This is a genomic window from Antarcticirhabdus aurantiaca (assembly GCF_009765365.1).
Taxonomy (GTDB): Bacteria; Pseudomonadota; Alphaproteobacteria; order Rhizobiales; family Rhizobiaceae; genus Antarcticirhabdus; species Antarcticirhabdus aurantiaca.
Window position 1 is genome coordinate 149,638 of the sequence record NZ_VTOM01000001.1, and the last position, 12,668, is coordinate 162,305.

14 protein-coding genes and 1 tRNA gene are annotated in these 12,668 nt (G+C 71.0%); 10 read left to right on the forward strand and 5 right to left on the reverse strand.

Going from position 1 to position 12,668, the window contains the following annotated elements; translation table 11 throughout:
• The first annotated feature begins 95 nt into the window (after positions 1–95).
• Both FZN60_RS00715 and FZN60_RS00720 read left to right on the forward strand, forming a co-directional pair.
• Positions 96–1,898 carry an acyl-CoA dehydrogenase gene (locus FZN60_RS00715; protein WP_158870035.1) on the forward strand — a complete coding sequence of 601 codons (1,803 nt, stop codon included), beginning with the start codon at positions 96–98 and terminating at the stop codon, positions 1,896–1,898.
• The gene (locus FZN60_RS00720; RefSeq protein WP_158870037.1) at positions 1,898–2,638 is read left to right on the forward strand and encodes a crotonase/enoyl-CoA hydratase family protein; all 741 of its coding nucleotides are present in this window, start codon (positions 1,898–1,900) and stop codon (positions 2,636–2,638) included. Before FZN60_RS00715 ends, FZN60_RS00720 begins: the two co-directional genes overlap by 1 nt.
• Before the next feature lie 34 nt (positions 2,639–2,672).
• Here the strand turns inward: FZN60_RS00720 and FZN60_RS00725 are convergent.
• Positions 2,673–2,756 (reverse strand) — tRNA-Leu (locus FZN60_RS00725).
• A 133-nt stretch (positions 2,757–2,889) separates the two neighbouring features.
• On the opposite strand from FZN60_RS00725, the gene FZN60_RS00730 reads away from it, so the two are divergent.
• Positions 2,890–3,993, forward strand: coding sequence for an acyltransferase family protein (locus tag FZN60_RS00730; protein WP_158870039.1), 1,104 nt, complete (start codon positions 2,890–2,892; stop codon positions 3,991–3,993).
• Positions 3,994–4,036: 43 nt separating this feature from the next.
• Positions 4,037–4,588, forward strand: coding sequence for a disulfide bond formation protein B (locus FZN60_RS00735; RefSeq protein WP_158870041.1), 552 nt, complete (start codon positions 4,037–4,039; stop codon positions 4,586–4,588).
• 7 nt (positions 4,589–4,595) lie between these two features.
• Here FZN60_RS00735 and FZN60_RS00740 read toward each other — a convergent pair whose 3' ends face one another.
• Both FZN60_RS00740 and FZN60_RS00745 read right to left on the reverse strand, forming a co-directional pair.
• Positions 4,596–5,156, reverse strand: coding sequence for an HNH endonuclease (locus tag FZN60_RS00740; RefSeq protein WP_158870043.1), 561 nt, complete (start codon positions 5,154–5,156; stop codon positions 4,596–4,598).
• 177 nt (positions 5,157–5,333) lie between these two features.
• Positions 5,334–5,975, reverse strand: coding sequence for a DNA-3-methyladenine glycosylase family protein (locus tag FZN60_RS00745; RefSeq protein ID WP_158870045.1), 642 nt, complete (start codon positions 5,973–5,975; stop codon positions 5,334–5,336).
• Positions 5,976–6,118: 143 nt separating this feature from the next.
• On the opposite strand from FZN60_RS00745, the gene gluQRS reads away from it, so the two are divergent.
• On the forward strand, positions 6,119–7,069 hold the full coding sequence (gene gluQRS / locus FZN60_RS00750) for a tRNA glutamyl-Q(34) synthetase GluQRS (protein ID WP_158870047.1): 951 nt from the start codon (positions 6,119–6,121) through the stop codon (positions 7,067–7,069).
• On the opposite strand, the gene FZN60_RS00755 is transcribed toward gluQRS, so the two are convergent.
• Together FZN60_RS00755 and FZN60_RS00760 are read right to left on the reverse strand one after the other, a co-directional pair.
• On the reverse strand, positions 7,041–7,997 hold the full coding sequence (locus FZN60_RS00755; protein WP_158870048.1) for an AEC family transporter: 957 nt from the start codon (positions 7,995–7,997) through the stop codon (positions 7,041–7,043). The genes gluQRS and FZN60_RS00755 overlap by 29 nt on opposite strands.
• A gap of 84 nt (positions 7,998–8,081) precedes the next feature.
• Positions 8,082–8,876 carry an outer membrane protein gene (locus FZN60_RS00760; RefSeq protein ID WP_158870050.1) on the reverse strand — a complete coding sequence of 265 codons (795 nt, stop codon included), beginning with the start codon at positions 8,874–8,876 and terminating at the stop codon, positions 8,082–8,084.
• Between the two features lie 219 nt (positions 8,877–9,095).
• On the opposite strand from FZN60_RS00760, the gene FZN60_RS00765 reads away from it, so the two are divergent.
• The 5 genes from FZN60_RS00765 to FZN60_RS00785 all read left to right on the forward strand — a co-directional run bounded on the left by FZN60_RS00765 (position 9,096) and on the right by FZN60_RS00785 (position 12,648).
• A complete protein-coding gene (locus tag FZN60_RS00765; RefSeq protein ID WP_158870052.1) occupies positions 9,096–9,968 on the forward strand; it encodes a DMT family transporter in 873 nt (290 codons plus the stop codon).
• Between the two features lie 62 nt (positions 9,969–10,030).
• The gene (locus FZN60_RS00770; RefSeq protein ID WP_158870054.1) at positions 10,031–10,228 is read left to right on the forward strand and encodes a twin transmembrane helix small protein; all 198 of its coding nucleotides are present in this window, start codon (positions 10,031–10,033) and stop codon (positions 10,226–10,228) included.
• 14 nt (positions 10,229–10,242) lie between these two features.
• Positions 10,243–10,815 (forward strand): cob(I)yrinic acid a,c-diamide adenosyltransferase, encoded by a 573-nt coding sequence (locus tag FZN60_RS00775; RefSeq protein WP_158870056.1) that lies wholly within the window; start codon positions 10,243–10,245, stop codon positions 10,813–10,815.
• Positions 10,816–10,944: 129 nt separating this feature from the next.
• On the forward strand, positions 10,945–11,694 hold the full coding sequence (locus FZN60_RS00780) for an electron transfer flavoprotein subunit beta/FixA family protein (RefSeq protein WP_158870058.1): 750 nt from the start codon (positions 10,945–10,947) through the stop codon (positions 11,692–11,694).
• A gap of 24 nt (positions 11,695–11,718) precedes the next feature.
• On the forward strand, positions 11,719–12,648 hold the full coding sequence (locus tag FZN60_RS00785; protein WP_158870060.1) for an electron transfer flavoprotein subunit alpha/FixB family protein: 930 nt from the start codon (positions 11,719–11,721) through the stop codon (positions 12,646–12,648).
• Positions 12,649–12,668 lie beyond the last annotated feature (20 nt).

The following is a 12,668-nucleotide window of genomic DNA, read 5'->3' on the forward strand; positions in this document are numbered from 1 at the left end:
GTCATGGGCATCGCGGCGCTTTTTGGTCGCGGCACAGTGAATATACGTCCCGGCCGGCAGAGGGGTAGGGGACGCGTCGATGAGGAGGTGAGGACATGTACAAGGCACCCGTGACGGACATCGCCTTCACGCTGAAGAGCGTGGCCGGCCTGGACGAGGCGATGGCGAACGGACGGCTCGGCGAACTGACGCCCGACCTCCTGGACGCGATCCTGGAGGAGGCCGGCCGCTTCGCCGGCGAAACGCTCGCGCCGCTCGCCCCCAGCGGCGACCGGGAAGGCGCCCGCGCGGCCGACGGCCGCGTCACGACGCCGGCCGGCTGGCCGCAGGCCTATGCCGACTGGAGCGCCGGCGGCTGGGCCGCGCTGACCGGGCCCGAGGCCCATGGCGGACAGGGCCTGCCGACGGCGCTCTCGGCCGCGGCCTTCGAGATCTGGAACGGCGCCTCGATGGGATTCGCGATCGGCCCCTGCCTCACCGTCGGCGCGGTGGAGGCGCTGGAAGCGCACGGCTCGGCGGAGCTCCAGGCGCTCTACCTCCCGCGCCTGATCTCGGGGGAGTGGATGGGGACGATGAACCTCACCGAGCCGCAGGCGGGATCGGACCTGTCGGCCCTGCGCACCCGCGCCGAACGCCGCGCGGACGGCACCTACCGGATCTTCGGCACCAAGATCTACATCACCTACGGCGAGCACGACTGGACGGAGAACATCGTCCACCTCGTCCTCGCGCGCCTGCCCGACGCTCCGGCCGGTGTGAAGGGCATCTCGCTGTTCCTGGTGCCGAAGTTCATTCCCGATGCCGACGGCGCCCTCGGCGCGCGCAACGACGTCTGGTGCCATTCCATCGAGCACAAGATGGGCATCCACGGCTCGCCCACCTGCACCATGATCTACGGCGACGGAAAGGGCGAAACGGGCGAGGCCGGCGCCGTCGGCTGGCTCGTCGGCGAAGAGAACCGCGGCCTCGCCTGCATGTTCACGATGATGAACAACGCCCGCCTGCTCGTCGGCATGCAGGGCGTCGGCGTCGCGGAGGCCGCGACCCAGAAGGCGGTCGCCTACGCCCACGAGCGCCGGCAGGGCCGCTCGACGCTTCTCGCCGCAAAGCCCGAGCCCTCCGATCCGATGAGCCCGATCGTCGAGCACCCGGACGTCGCCCGGATGCTCCTGACCATGAAGGCGATGACCGGCATGGCGCGGGCGATCACCTATGCCTGCGGCTTCGCGACCGATTTGTCGCGCGAACGGGACGACGCGGCGCAGGCGCGCTTCTGGCAGGAGCGGGCGAACCTCCTCACCCCCGTTGCCAAGGCCTTCGCGACGGATGTCGGCGTCGAGGTCGCCTCGCTGGGCGTCCAGGTCCATGGCGGCATGGGCTATGTCGAGGAAACGGGCGCCGCGCGCCTGCTGCGCGATGCCAGGATCGCCCCGATCTACGAGGGCACCAACGGCATCCAGGCGATCGACCTCGTCACCCGCAAGATCGGCCAGAGCGAGGGGGCGACGGTTGCCGCCTACCTCGCCGAGCTGGAGGCCGTCGCGGAAGGCCTGCGGGCCTCCAACCGGCCCGACACCGGGGAAGCGGCGGCGCGCCTGTCCAAGGCCATCGCGGACCTGCGGGAGGCGACGGACCATCTCCTGCGCCGGATCGCCGAGAAGCGGACGGGCGAGGCGCTGGCGGGCGCGACACCCTATCTCCGGCTCTTCGGCCTGACGGCGGGCACCGCCTACCTCGCCAAGGGCGCGCTCGCCGACGAGGCGCCGGCGCGCCTCGCGCTCGCCCGTTTCGCCGCGGAGAACCTCCTGCCCGAGACCGCCGCCCTCAAGCGGATCGTCCTGTCGGGCGCGGCGAGCCTTGCCGCCGCCCACGCCCTTCTCGTCGAGGAGTCCGCCTGATGAGCGATCACGTCGAGACGCGCCGCGAGGACGGCGTCCTCGTTCTGCGGATGAACCGGCCGGACAAGAAGAACGCGCTGACGCGGGCGATGTACGCCGCGCTCACCGCCGGCCTCGCGGAGGCGGAGGGCGACGACGCGATCGCCGCGACCGTCATCCTCGGCCTGCCCGGGACCTTCAGCGCCGGCAACGACATCGCCGACTTCGCCGCCATCGCGGCGGGCGGCGAGGCACCAAGCGAGGTGCGCGGCTTCCTTCACGGGCTCGCCCGCGCCACCAAGCCGCTCGTCGCCGGCGTCGACGGGCTCGCCATCGGCATCGGCACGACGCTCCTGATGCATTGCGACGTCGTGGTCGCGAGCGCCGGCTCGACCTTCCGCACGCCGTTTCTCGACCTCGGCCTGACGCCGGAAGCCGGATCGAGCCTTCTCGGGCCGAGGCTCATGGGCGCGCAGCGCGCCTTCGCGCTCCTGGTTCTCGGCGAGGCCTTCGGTGCCGAGGAGGCGCGCCAGGCCAACATCGTCACGCGCGTCGTCGAGGCGGATGCGGAGGGCGCGGCGCTCGACGCGGCGCGCCGGCTCGCGCGAAAGCCGCGCGGCGCGCTCCTGGCGGCCCGCGCGCTCCTGCGCGGCGATCCGGACGAGACCGTCCGGCGTATCGACGATGAGATCGAGCTCTTCGCCGAGCGCCTGCGCTCGCCCGAAGCCCGCGCCGCCTTCGCAGCCTTCCTCAAGCGCTAAGGGAAGCGGCCGGACGCGATTTGCCGAAACGAGATGGTGCGGGCGGTCGGACTCGAACCGACACGTATTGCTACGGCGGATTTTGAGTCCGCTGCGTCTACCGTTTCGCCACGCCCGCAACGGCGCCAGATGTGCCAAATCCAAAGCGGATTGTCACGGCTTTTGTCGGGAGCGGCACGGGCTGTCCGGGGCTGGACCGGAAGGCAGGCGAACAGATACCATCGCCCGGCGGCTCGTCGCCGGGAGATGGGATGACGCGGATCAATGGCTTCACCGCGCTTCGGCTTCTGGCCGCCGTGCTGGTGATCTTCACTCATTCCTACTCGCTCGGCGGCGCGGTGGAGGACCCGTTCATGGCGACGGTGGGGCTCGTGCCGGCCAGCACCCTCGGCGTCGACGCGTTCTTCGCCATCAGCGGCTTCCTCATCTGCGGCTCGCTGATGCGCCAGCCGCAGATCGGGCGCTTCCTTGCCGCGCGCGCCCTGCGGATCCTTCCCGCGCTCGTCGTGCTGCTTCTCGTCACCGTCTTCGTCATGGGGCCGCTGGTGACGACGGCGGCCGATTACTGGGAGCGGCCGCTCACATTCCAGTATCTCCTGAACGGCCTGCTCTTCGTCTGGCGTCCCTTCCTGCCCGGCGTGTTCGAGGCGGCCACGACGACGCCCGTCGTCAACGGCTCCCTCTGGACGCTGCCGATGGAGGCGATCTGCTACCTCGTCCTCGCCCTCATGGCCTGGTGCGGCAGCTTCAACCGGCGCGGGCTCTTCGCCTTGACGCTCGGCGGCTACCTGTTCTTCGTGCTCGGGGCGTTCCACAAGGACTTCATCCTCTTCAACTACGCCGGCGGGCTCATTGCGGAGCATCTCATGCGCTTCGTCGCTCTGTTCGGCGGCGGAGCGCTGATCCGCATGCTGGAGGCGCCGCGCGCCCTCTCGGGGCCGGCGACGCTCGCCGCCGGCGCGCTTGTGGTTCTCGCCTTTCTGCTCGGGCAGATCGACTGGCGCTTCTTCCCGTATCTCTACCTTCTCGCTTGGCCGTGGTTCGTCGTCGGACTTGCCTTCCGGCTGAAGGCCCTGGCGGGGCTCGATCGGTTCGATGTCTCCTACGGCCTTTACCTCTACGCCTTTCCCGTGCAGCAGGTGATCGTGCAGGCTGCCGGCGGCTCGATGCCGCAGCTCCTGCTGTTCGCCGCCTCGCTCGCGCTCACCCTCGTTCCCGCGACGCTGTCCTGGTTCCTGGTCGAACGGCCGATGCTGCGGCTGAAGCCCGGCCGGCCCGATCCGCGCCTCACTGATCCCGCAGGAAACGCTGCGTCGTCGGTCGGCGCGTTTGCAATCGGCCGGGGCGGGGGCTAGAGCCGCTGCCGGTGCGACGCGGGCGGAACGGATGGGATCGGGAATGAGCCGGAGCAGTCTTGGCCTTGGCGGCGGCGCGGCGCCCGCACGCTCGAACCGCAGCGTCGGTGTGGCGGCGGTGCTCGTGCTCGGCCTCGCGGCGACCGTCGGAACGGCGCTGCTCTTCCAGCATGTCGGCGGCTACATCCCTTGCGCGCTCTGTCTGCAGCAGCGCACGCCCTATTACGTCGCTCTGCCGGTGGCGCTGCTGGCGCTCGTGCTGGCGCTGGCGAAGGTGGGTCCGGCGGCATTGCCGCGCATCCTCTTCGCGGTGGTCGGGCTTCTCATGCTCTGGGGCATGAGTCTCGCGATCTACCATGCCGGCGTCGAGTGGCAGTTCTGGGCGGGCCCGACGGACTGCGCGAGCGTCGCGGGCGGCGACCTGATGACGGGCGACCTTCTCGGCTCGATCGACGCGGTGCGTCCGCCCGCCTGCGACCGGGCGGCAGGGCGCTTCCTCGGCCTGTCCTTCGCCGGCTGGAACGTCCTCGCCTCGGCGTTCTGGGCGCTCGTGGCCCTGTGGGGCGCCGCGCGGGGCGGCCGGGCGGCGGGCTGAGGCCGGCCTATTCCGGCTCCAGCTCCGAATCCCAGTAGAGGTAGTCGAGCCAGCTCTCGTGCAGGAAGTTCGGCGGGAACAGGCGGCCGTTGTTGTGCAGCTCGTGAACGGTCGGCTGGAACGGCATCTGGTGCGGGATCATGCCCGCGACCTTCGGCATCATGCCGCCCTTCTTCAGGTTGCACGGGCTGCAGGCGGCGACGACGTTCTCCCAGGTCGTCAGGCCGCCGCGCGAGCGGGGAATGACGTGATCGAAGGTCAGGTCGTGCGGCGAGCCGCAATACTGGCACTGGAAGCGGTCGCGCAGGAAGACGTTGAAGCGCGTGAAGGCGGGGTGCCGCGCCGGCTTGACATAGGTCTTCAAGCAGACGACGGAGGGCAGCCGCATCGAATAGGTCGGGCTGCGCACGGCGCGATCGTATTCGGCGAGGATGGTCACGCGGTCGAGGAACACGGCCTTGATCGCGTCCTGCCAGGACCAAAGGGACAAGGGATAGTAGCTCAGCGGACGATAGTCCGCGTTCAGGACAAGCGTCGGAGACAAGTCCTGGGTGAGCGCAATCGTCACCGAGATTCTCCTTGAGCATGCGCGGCGCTCTGCCGCGATTGTTTAACTATCGTGCTCCAACGTGTCGTCTTTGTGAAGCCTTGCCGTGATTCGGGCGCATGGGCCTGATGTCACAGGGGAAAAATCGCGAATCTCCCGCGTGCTGCAGCGTCGAAATCTGTGGATGGACGGCGGATCTCACGTGGCCGGCGCAGCGTCGCGCCGGGTGACGACGTGATAATGCCGCCAGAACAGCCGGGCGGCGACGGAGCGGTGGGGCGACCAGACCCGCGCGATCTCGGCGACGCTCGCCTCCTTCGGCCGCGCATCGGACAGGGCGAGCCCGTCCGCGACGGCGAGCCGCAAGGCGAGGTCGCCGGCCGGGAAGACGTCGGGATGGCCGAGCGAGAAGAGCAGGAAGCATTCGGCCGTCCAGAGGCCGATGCCGGGCAGCGCCACGAGCTCCGACACCGCCGCGGCCGGCTCCGCCCGCTCGATCCGGGCGAAGTCGAGCCGTCCCTCGCTCATGGCGAGAGCCGCGGCGCGCAGCGTGCGGATCTTCGCCGCCGACAGCCCGGCGCGCCGCAGCACCTCGTCCTCGGCGTCCAGAATGGCGGCCGCGCGGGAAATCTCCACCGCCTCGCGCAGGCGGCCGAGGATGGCCGACGCGCTGGCGCGGCTCACCTGCTGGGCGACCACGGTCGCGACGAGGCCTGCGAGGCCCGGCTCGGCCCGGCGCAGCGGGACCGGACCCGCGCCCTCCACGACCGGGGCGAGGCGCGGGTCGAGCCGCACGAGGGCGTCGAGGCCCGCGGCCACGTCGGCATCGGTCAGGATCATGAGCTCGCCTCCATCGCATGCCGGCTCGGGAACCCGCCCGGGCAGCCCGCGCGTTGGTCGGACGAACGGCGTGGGCAGGCTCGGCCGGAGGCTGTATAGAGCCCGTCGCGGGGCACGGAACAATGAGGGCAGGACGCAGAGCGATGTTGGCCGGTCCGAGCCCCGATCGCGGTTCCGACGCGCTTGTGTTCCGCTTCGCGCCGAGCCCGAACGGCGACCTGCATCTCGGCCACGCCTTCAGCGCCGTTCTCGACCACCGCATGGCGCGTGCGGCGGGCGGGCGCTTCCTTCTGCGGCTGGAGGACATCGACACCGCGCGCTGCACGCCGGCCTTCGAGGCGGGGATCCTCGACGACCTCGCCTTTCTCGGCCTCGACTGGGATGGGCCGCCGCGCCGGCAGTCGGAGCACTTCGCCCGCTACCGCGGCGCGCTCGCCGAGCTGGAAGCGCGCGACCTCATCTATCCGGCCTTCATGACCCGCGGCGAGGTGCGGGCCCATGCCCTGCGCCACGCCGCGCGCACCGGCGATCCCTGGCCCCGCGACCCCGACGGGGCGCCGCTCTATCCGCGGCTCGACCGGGATCTGGGACCCGCCGAGCGGCGCGAGCGGATGGCGTCCGGCGCGCCCTTCGCCTGGCGCCTCGACATGGCGCGCGCGGCGGCCCTCGTCGGGCCGCTCGATTTCGTCGAAACGAGCGAGGTGGGCGAAGCGGCGGGACCGCACCGCGTGGCCGCGCAGCCGGAGCGCTGGGGCGACGTGGTGCTCGGCCGCAAGGACGTGCCCGCGAGCTATCACCTCGCCGTGGTTCTGGACGATGCCGACCAGGGCGTGACGAACGTCGTGCGCGGCCGGGACCTCTTCGAGGCGACGAGCGTCCACCGCGTCCTTCAGGCGCTGTTCGGGCTTCCCGTCCCGACCTATCACCACCATCGGCTGATCCGCGACGCGGAGGGCGCCAAGCTGTCCAAGAGCCGCGCCGCGCCGAGCCTGCGCTCGCTGCGCGAGAAGGGGGCCCTGGCCGAGGACATCCTCGCCATGGTCGGGCTCGCGGGCCGCGCGCCCGTCAGCCCAGGATCACGAGCCAGGCGCTGAGGCTGACGACGGACAGGCAGGTGCCCAGAAGCGTCGCGCTCGCCGCGAGCTTCTCGCCGGCGCCGACATTGGTGGCGAAGAGATAGGCGTTGACGCCGCTGGGGGCCGCTGCCGTCAGCACCGCGACCTTCAGCCAGAGCGGCGACAGGAGGGGCGCGGCGATGAGCCAGACCGCCGCCGGCATGACGACGAGGCTGAGCCCGACGATGCCGAGCGTCAGGCCGAGGTCGCCGCGCAGGCCGAAGCGCCGCAGCGACATGCCGAGGGAGAAGAGCGCGAGCGGCCCCGCCGTGCCGGCGAGGGGCGCGAGAATCTCGTCGAGGAGCGGCGGGATGGTAAGGCCCGTGAGGCGCCAGGCGCCGCCCGCGAGGATGCCGATGATGATCGCGTTGCGAAGGAAGGCGCGCACCAGGCTCGCGAGGATCTGCGCGACCGGGCGGCGCGGCGCGGGCGTGCCGGCCGCGCGAAGGTCCGCCGCGGCCGCGCCTTCCAGGAGCAGCGTGCCGGCCGCGGTCATGAGCGGCAGGTGGACCGACAGGATCACGAGAAGGGGCGCGAGGCCGGCCTGGCCATAGGCGCGCTCCACCGCCGGAAGCGCGATGAAGACGGTGTTGGAGAAGCCCGCCGCCACCCCCGCGACGACGCCCGTGCGCCGGTCGAGGCCGCCGACTTTGCGGGCGAGGAGCGTGCCGAGCGGCCAGGCGACGCAGACCCCGCCGAAATAGGCGGTCCAGAGGAGGACGGGATTCTCGCCCCCGAACTCCGCCCGGGCGAGCGTGCGGAACAGGAGAACCGGCACCGCGACGGCGAAGACGAAGCGCGCCAGCGCGTCGGCGACCGCGTCCCCGAGAAGGCCCGAGGCGCGTGCCGCGTAGCCCGCGGCGATCAGGCCGAAGATCGGCACGGTGATGAGGACGATGATCTGCATGAAAGCCGCCGGCGCGGGTGCGAGGACCTTGGCCGGCGATAAACCCTTCGCGCGGCGGGCGCGAGACCCGCCGCGCGGGGGCGGTCAGAAGAAGTGGTAGGAGAGCTTGCCCTCGATCTTGTGCAGCTTCACGTCCTCGCCCGCATCCTGGACGGTGAAGCGGCCCCCGCCGCGCTCGTTGAAGCGGGCGGGCGAATCGGCGTTGCCGAGGTTGGTGTAGGTGTATTCGGCGCCCAGGCTCACCTTGTCGTGGATCATGTAGTCGACGCCGCCGCCGTAGGTCGCCCCGACCAGCGTGTCGGAGTCGCGCGTCACCCCGTCGCCGACGATGTTGGAGGGATCGTCGACGCGGGTCTCGGTCTCGACGCGCCCGTAGGCGACGCCGGCCGTGCCGTAGACCATGAGCTTGTCGCTGGCGAGGCCGAGCCGGGCGCGGGTCGAGCCGAGCGAATCGACCCGCCGCTCGGTGGTGACGCTGTTGCCGCCGAAGCGCGCGGTCGCCTCCGAGCCGGCATTGACCTTGCCGTAGTCGGTGACGGCGCCGACGACGATCGCGCCGAAGCGCAGGTCGGCGCCGACATGGCCGCCGATCGTGCCGCCCGCCGAATCGTCCTCCGAATCGCGCCGCGGGCCGGCGGCGACGAAGGCGCTGTTGCTGGAGCTCACCGACGTCTCGCCGTCCGAGCCGTTGAAGGAGCCGCCGGCCTGGATGCCGGCGTAGAGGCCATTGAAGTTGAGGCCGTCGTCCGAGGCGAGCGGAGCGTCGTAGCCGCCCGAACCGCCCGGCGGCTCGTAGAGGATGTCGGCGGCGGACGCGGGCGTCGCGGCGAGGGGGAGAAGTGCTGCGGCGAGAACGAGAAGCGGGGGCTTGGATGTCATGGGCATGGATCTTTCGTGGCGGAGCGGCGCGGGGGGACGTGCGCCGCATCGACGCCGGACCGTCACACGGGCATGGTTGGCCCGCCGTTAAGCGAAAGGGTTAAGCAGACGTGAACGCACCGCGATATGTTGCGGGCGGAGCCCGGCGGGACTATCGCGAAACGACGTGCTCGCCGCGCCCCCGCGACGATCCGACGCCCCGGAGGCCTGCGCCGACCCATGCCCATCCGCGACCGCCTGATGCCGGCGCTCTTCGTGCTTCTCTGGTCCACGGGCTTCATCGGCGCGCGCTACGCCATGCCCTATGCCGAGCCCTTCACCTTCCTGTCGATGCGCTACGCGCTGGCGATCCTGATCCTGGCGCCCGCCGCGCTGATCGCCCGGGCGGCGCTCCCGAGCGGGCGACAGGCGATGCACGCGGCGATCTCCGGCGTCCTCATCCACGGGGTCTATCTCGGCGGCGTGTTCTACGCCGTGCGCCACGGGCTCGACGCCGGCATCGCCGCGCTCATCGTCGGCCTGCAGCCGGTGATCACGGCCGTTCTCGCGGCGCTCTTCCTCGGCGAGCACCTCGCGCCCCGCCATCTCGTCGGGCTCGCCCTCGGCCTCGTCGGCGTCGGCATGGTGGTGGCCCCCCGCATCGGCGCGGAAGCGAGCCTCCACGCCGCGACGCTCGTGCCGGTCTTCGCCGCCGCGCTCGCCATCTCGGCCGGAACGATCTGGCAGAAGCGCTTCGGCGGCGGGCTGGACCTTCGCGTCAACACGAGCGTCCAGTATCTCGGCGCGCTTGTTCCGACCGCGATCCTGGCGGCGCTGACGGAGACCGGGCAGGTCGAGGTCAACGGCGAACTCGTCTTCGCGCTCGTCTGGCTCGTCTTCGTCCTGTCGATCGGCGCGGTGTTCCTGATGCTGAAGCTGATCCGCGAGGGCGCGGTCTCGTCCGTCGCCTCGCTGATGTACCTGACCCCGGGCGTCACCGCGGTGATGGCGTGGGCGCTCTTCGACGAGCGGCTCCTGCCCGTGCAGATCGCGGGGCTCGCGCTCGCCGGCATCGGCGTCGCCGCCGCGACGCGCCGCCGCGCCCCCGCCTGAGCGGCAGGGGCGGCGCGTTCCTATATCGTCACCGAACCGATCCCTCCTTGCCTGGGTCCCGCATGGCCGACGTCCTCACCTATCTCGCGCTCTTCGTCATGGTGGTCGTCGCCATCATCCTCCTGAAGGGCCTTGTCAACATGATGAAGGGCGGCTCGCCCAGCCGCTCGCAGCAGCTGATGCGCATGCGCGTCCTGTTCCAGGCGCTGGCCGTGCTCCTGATCGTCGGCGCGCTGGTCGCGCTCGGCGGCGGGCGCTGAGGGGAGAAACGATCATGGTCCGGCTGAACCGCATCTACACCCGCACCGGCGACCGCGGCGAAACGGGGCTCGCCACCGGCGAGCGGCGCGCGAAAAGCGACCTGCGCATCGAGGCGATCGGCACCGTGGACGAGCTGAACGCGACGCTCGGCCTCGCCCGGCTCCACGCGCAAGGGCCCATGGACGAGGCGCTGGCGCGCATCCAGAACGAGCTCTTCGACCTCGGCGCGGAGCTGGCGACGCCCGAGACCGGCGAGCCGCTGCCCTACGAGCGGCTGACGGTGACGGCCGCCCAGGTGGAACGGATCGAAGCGGAGATCGACGCGATGAACGAGCGGCTGGAGCCGCTGCGCTCCTTCGTTCTGCCCGCGGGCTCGGCCCTCGCGACCCATCTCCACCTCGCCCGCACCGTCGCCCGCCGGGCCGAGCGGCTGGCGGTGGCGCTGGCCGCTCGCGAGAACGAGATCGTCGCCGACACGGCGCTCGCCTACCTCAACCGTTTGTCGGACCACCTCTTCGTCGCGGCGCGGATCGCCAACGACGAGGGGCGCGCCGACGTTCTCTGGGTGCCCGGCAAGAGCCGCTGAACCGCAGCGCGAGCGTGGATTGGCGCGAAACCGCCGGGAAATGTCGCTCCCGGTTTTGACGCTTCCGTCAGATTCGCCTATCGCGGTGGGACCCGTCCGGCAACTTTCGGGCAAGGAGGAAGAGCGGGCATGAAGATCCTCGTCGCGGTGAAGCGTGTGGTGGACTACAACGTGAAGATCCGGGTGAAGCCGGACGGCACGGGCGTGGACCTCGCCAACGTCAAGATGAGCATGAACCCGTTCGACGAGATCGCCGTGGAAGAAGCGATCCGCCTGAAGGAGAAGGGCGTGGCGACGGAAGTCGTCGCCGTCTCGATCGGTCCGGCGCAGGCGCAGGAGCAGCTTCGCACCGCGCTCGCCATGGGCGCCGACCGCGCCATCCTCGTGAAGGTCGACGGCGTCACCGAGCCGCTGACCGTCGCCAAGATCCTGAAGGGCGTGGTCGAGGCCGAGAGCCCCGACCTCGTGATCCTCGGCAAGCAGGCGATCGACGACGACGCCAACCAGACCGGCCAGATGCTCGCCGCGCTCACCAAGCGTCCCCAGGGCACCTTCGCCTCGAAGATCGAGCTGAAGGACGGCCGCGCCGAGGTGACGCGCGAGGTCGACGGCGGCCTCCAGACGATCTCGCTCTCGCTTCCCGCGATCGTCACGACGGATCTCCGCCTCAACGAGCCGCGCTACGCCTCGCTGCCCAACATCATGAAGGCCAAGAAGAAGCCGCTGGAGGAGAAGACCGCCAGCGACTTCGGCGTCGATCCGGCCCCGCGCCTGGAGGTCGTCAAGACCGCCGAGCCCCCGAAGCGCCAGGCCGGCGTGAAGGTCGCGAGCGTGGACGAGCTGATCGGCAAGCTCAAGAACGAAGCCGGCGTGATCTGACGCGAGACAAGGGAGAACCGACCCATGACCATTCTGCTTCTCGCCGAGCACGACAACGCCGCCCTCAACGAGCAGACCGCCAAGGCGCTGACCGCCGCGAGCCGGATGGGCGGCGACGTCCACGTGCTGGTGGCCGGCCAGGGCGCGCGCTCGGTCGCGGACGCCGCGGCCAGGCTTCAGGGCGTATCCAAGGTTCTGCTGGTGGAGGATGCGAGCCTCGCCCACCATCTCGCCGAGCCGTTGGCCGACCTTCTGGTGTCGCTCGCGCCCGGCTACGACGCCATCGTCGCGCCGGCGACCTCCATGGCCAAGAACGCCCTGCCGCGCGCGGCCGCGCTCCTCGACGTGATGCAGGTCTCGGACGTCATCGCCGTCCACGGCCCCGACACCTTCGAGCGCCCGATCTATGCCGGCAACGCGCTCCAGACGGTGCGCTCGACCGACAGGATCAAGGTCGTCACCATTCGCGCGGCGAGCTTTCCCGCGGCCGGCGAGGGCGGCTCGGCCAGCGTCGAGACGGCGAATGCCGCGGGCGATCCGGGCCTGTCGACCTTCGTCGGTGAGGCGGTCGCCCACTCCGAGCGCCCGGAGCTGGCTTCCGCCAAGATCATCGTGTCGGGCGGACGGGCGCTGGGCTCCAGAGAGAAGTTCGAGGAGGTCGTCCTTCCGCTCGCCGACAAGCTCGGCGCGGCGGTCGGCGCTTCGCGCGCCGCGGTGGACGCGGGCTACGCGCCCAACGACTGGCAGGTCGGGCAGACCGGCAAGGTCGTGGCGCCGGACCTCTACGTCGCCTGCGGCATTTCGGGCGCGATCCAGCACCTCGCCGGCATGAAGGACTCGAGGGTCATCGTCGCCATCAACAAGGACGAGGAAGCCCCGATCTTCCAGGTGGCGGATTACGGCCTCGTCGGCGACCTCTTCACCGTGCTCCCGGAGATCACGAGCAAGCTCTGAGACCCTCCGCATTGGACAGC

Bases quoted from the DNA above. Each gene is read 5' to 3' on its own strand.
- gluQRS (WP_158870047.1), top strand. From the start codon at position 6,119: ATGTTGGCCGGTCCGAGCCCCGATCGCGGTTCCGACGCGCTTGTGTTC.
- FZN60_RS00720 (WP_158870037.1), top strand. From the start codon at position 1,898: ATGAGCGATCACGTCGAGACGCGCCGCGAGGACGGCGTCCTCGTTCTG.
- FZN60_RS00735 (WP_158870041.1), top strand. From the start codon at position 4,037: ATGAGCCGGAGCAGTCTTGGCCTTGGCGGCGGCGCGGCGCCCGCACGC.
- FZN60_RS00785 (WP_158870060.1), top strand. From the start codon at position 11,719: ATGACCATTCTGCTTCTCGCCGAGCACGACAACGCCGCCCTCAACGAG.
- FZN60_RS00745 (WP_158870045.1), bottom strand. From the start codon at position 5,975: ATGATCCTGACCGATGCCGACGTGGCCGCGGGCCTCGACGCCCTCGTG.
- FZN60_RS00775 (WP_158870056.1), top strand. From the start codon at position 10,243: ATGGTCCGGCTGAACCGCATCTACACCCGCACCGGCGACCGCGGCGAA.
- FZN60_RS00715 (WP_158870035.1), top strand. From the start codon at position 96: ATGTACAAGGCACCCGTGACGGACATCGCCTTCACGCTGAAGAGCGTG.
- FZN60_RS00760 (WP_158870050.1), bottom strand. From the start codon at position 8,876: ATGACATCCAAGCCCCCGCTTCTCGTTCTCGCCGCAGCACTTCTCCCC.
- FZN60_RS00780 (WP_158870058.1), top strand. From the start codon at position 10,945: ATGAAGATCCTCGTCGCGGTGAAGCGTGTGGTGGACTACAACGTGAAG.
- FZN60_RS00730 (WP_158870039.1), top strand. From the start codon at position 2,890: ATGACGCGGATCAATGGCTTCACCGCGCTTCGGCTTCTGGCCGCCGTG.
- FZN60_RS00765 (WP_158870052.1), top strand. From the start codon at position 9,096: ATGCCCATCCGCGACCGCCTGATGCCGGCGCTCTTCGTGCTTCTCTGG.
- FZN60_RS00770 (WP_158870054.1), top strand. From the start codon at position 10,031: ATGGCCGACGTCCTCACCTATCTCGCGCTCTTCGTCATGGTGGTCGTC.
- FZN60_RS00755 (WP_158870048.1), bottom strand. From the start codon at position 7,997: ATGCAGATCATCGTCCTCATCACCGTGCCGATCTTCGGCCTGATCGCC.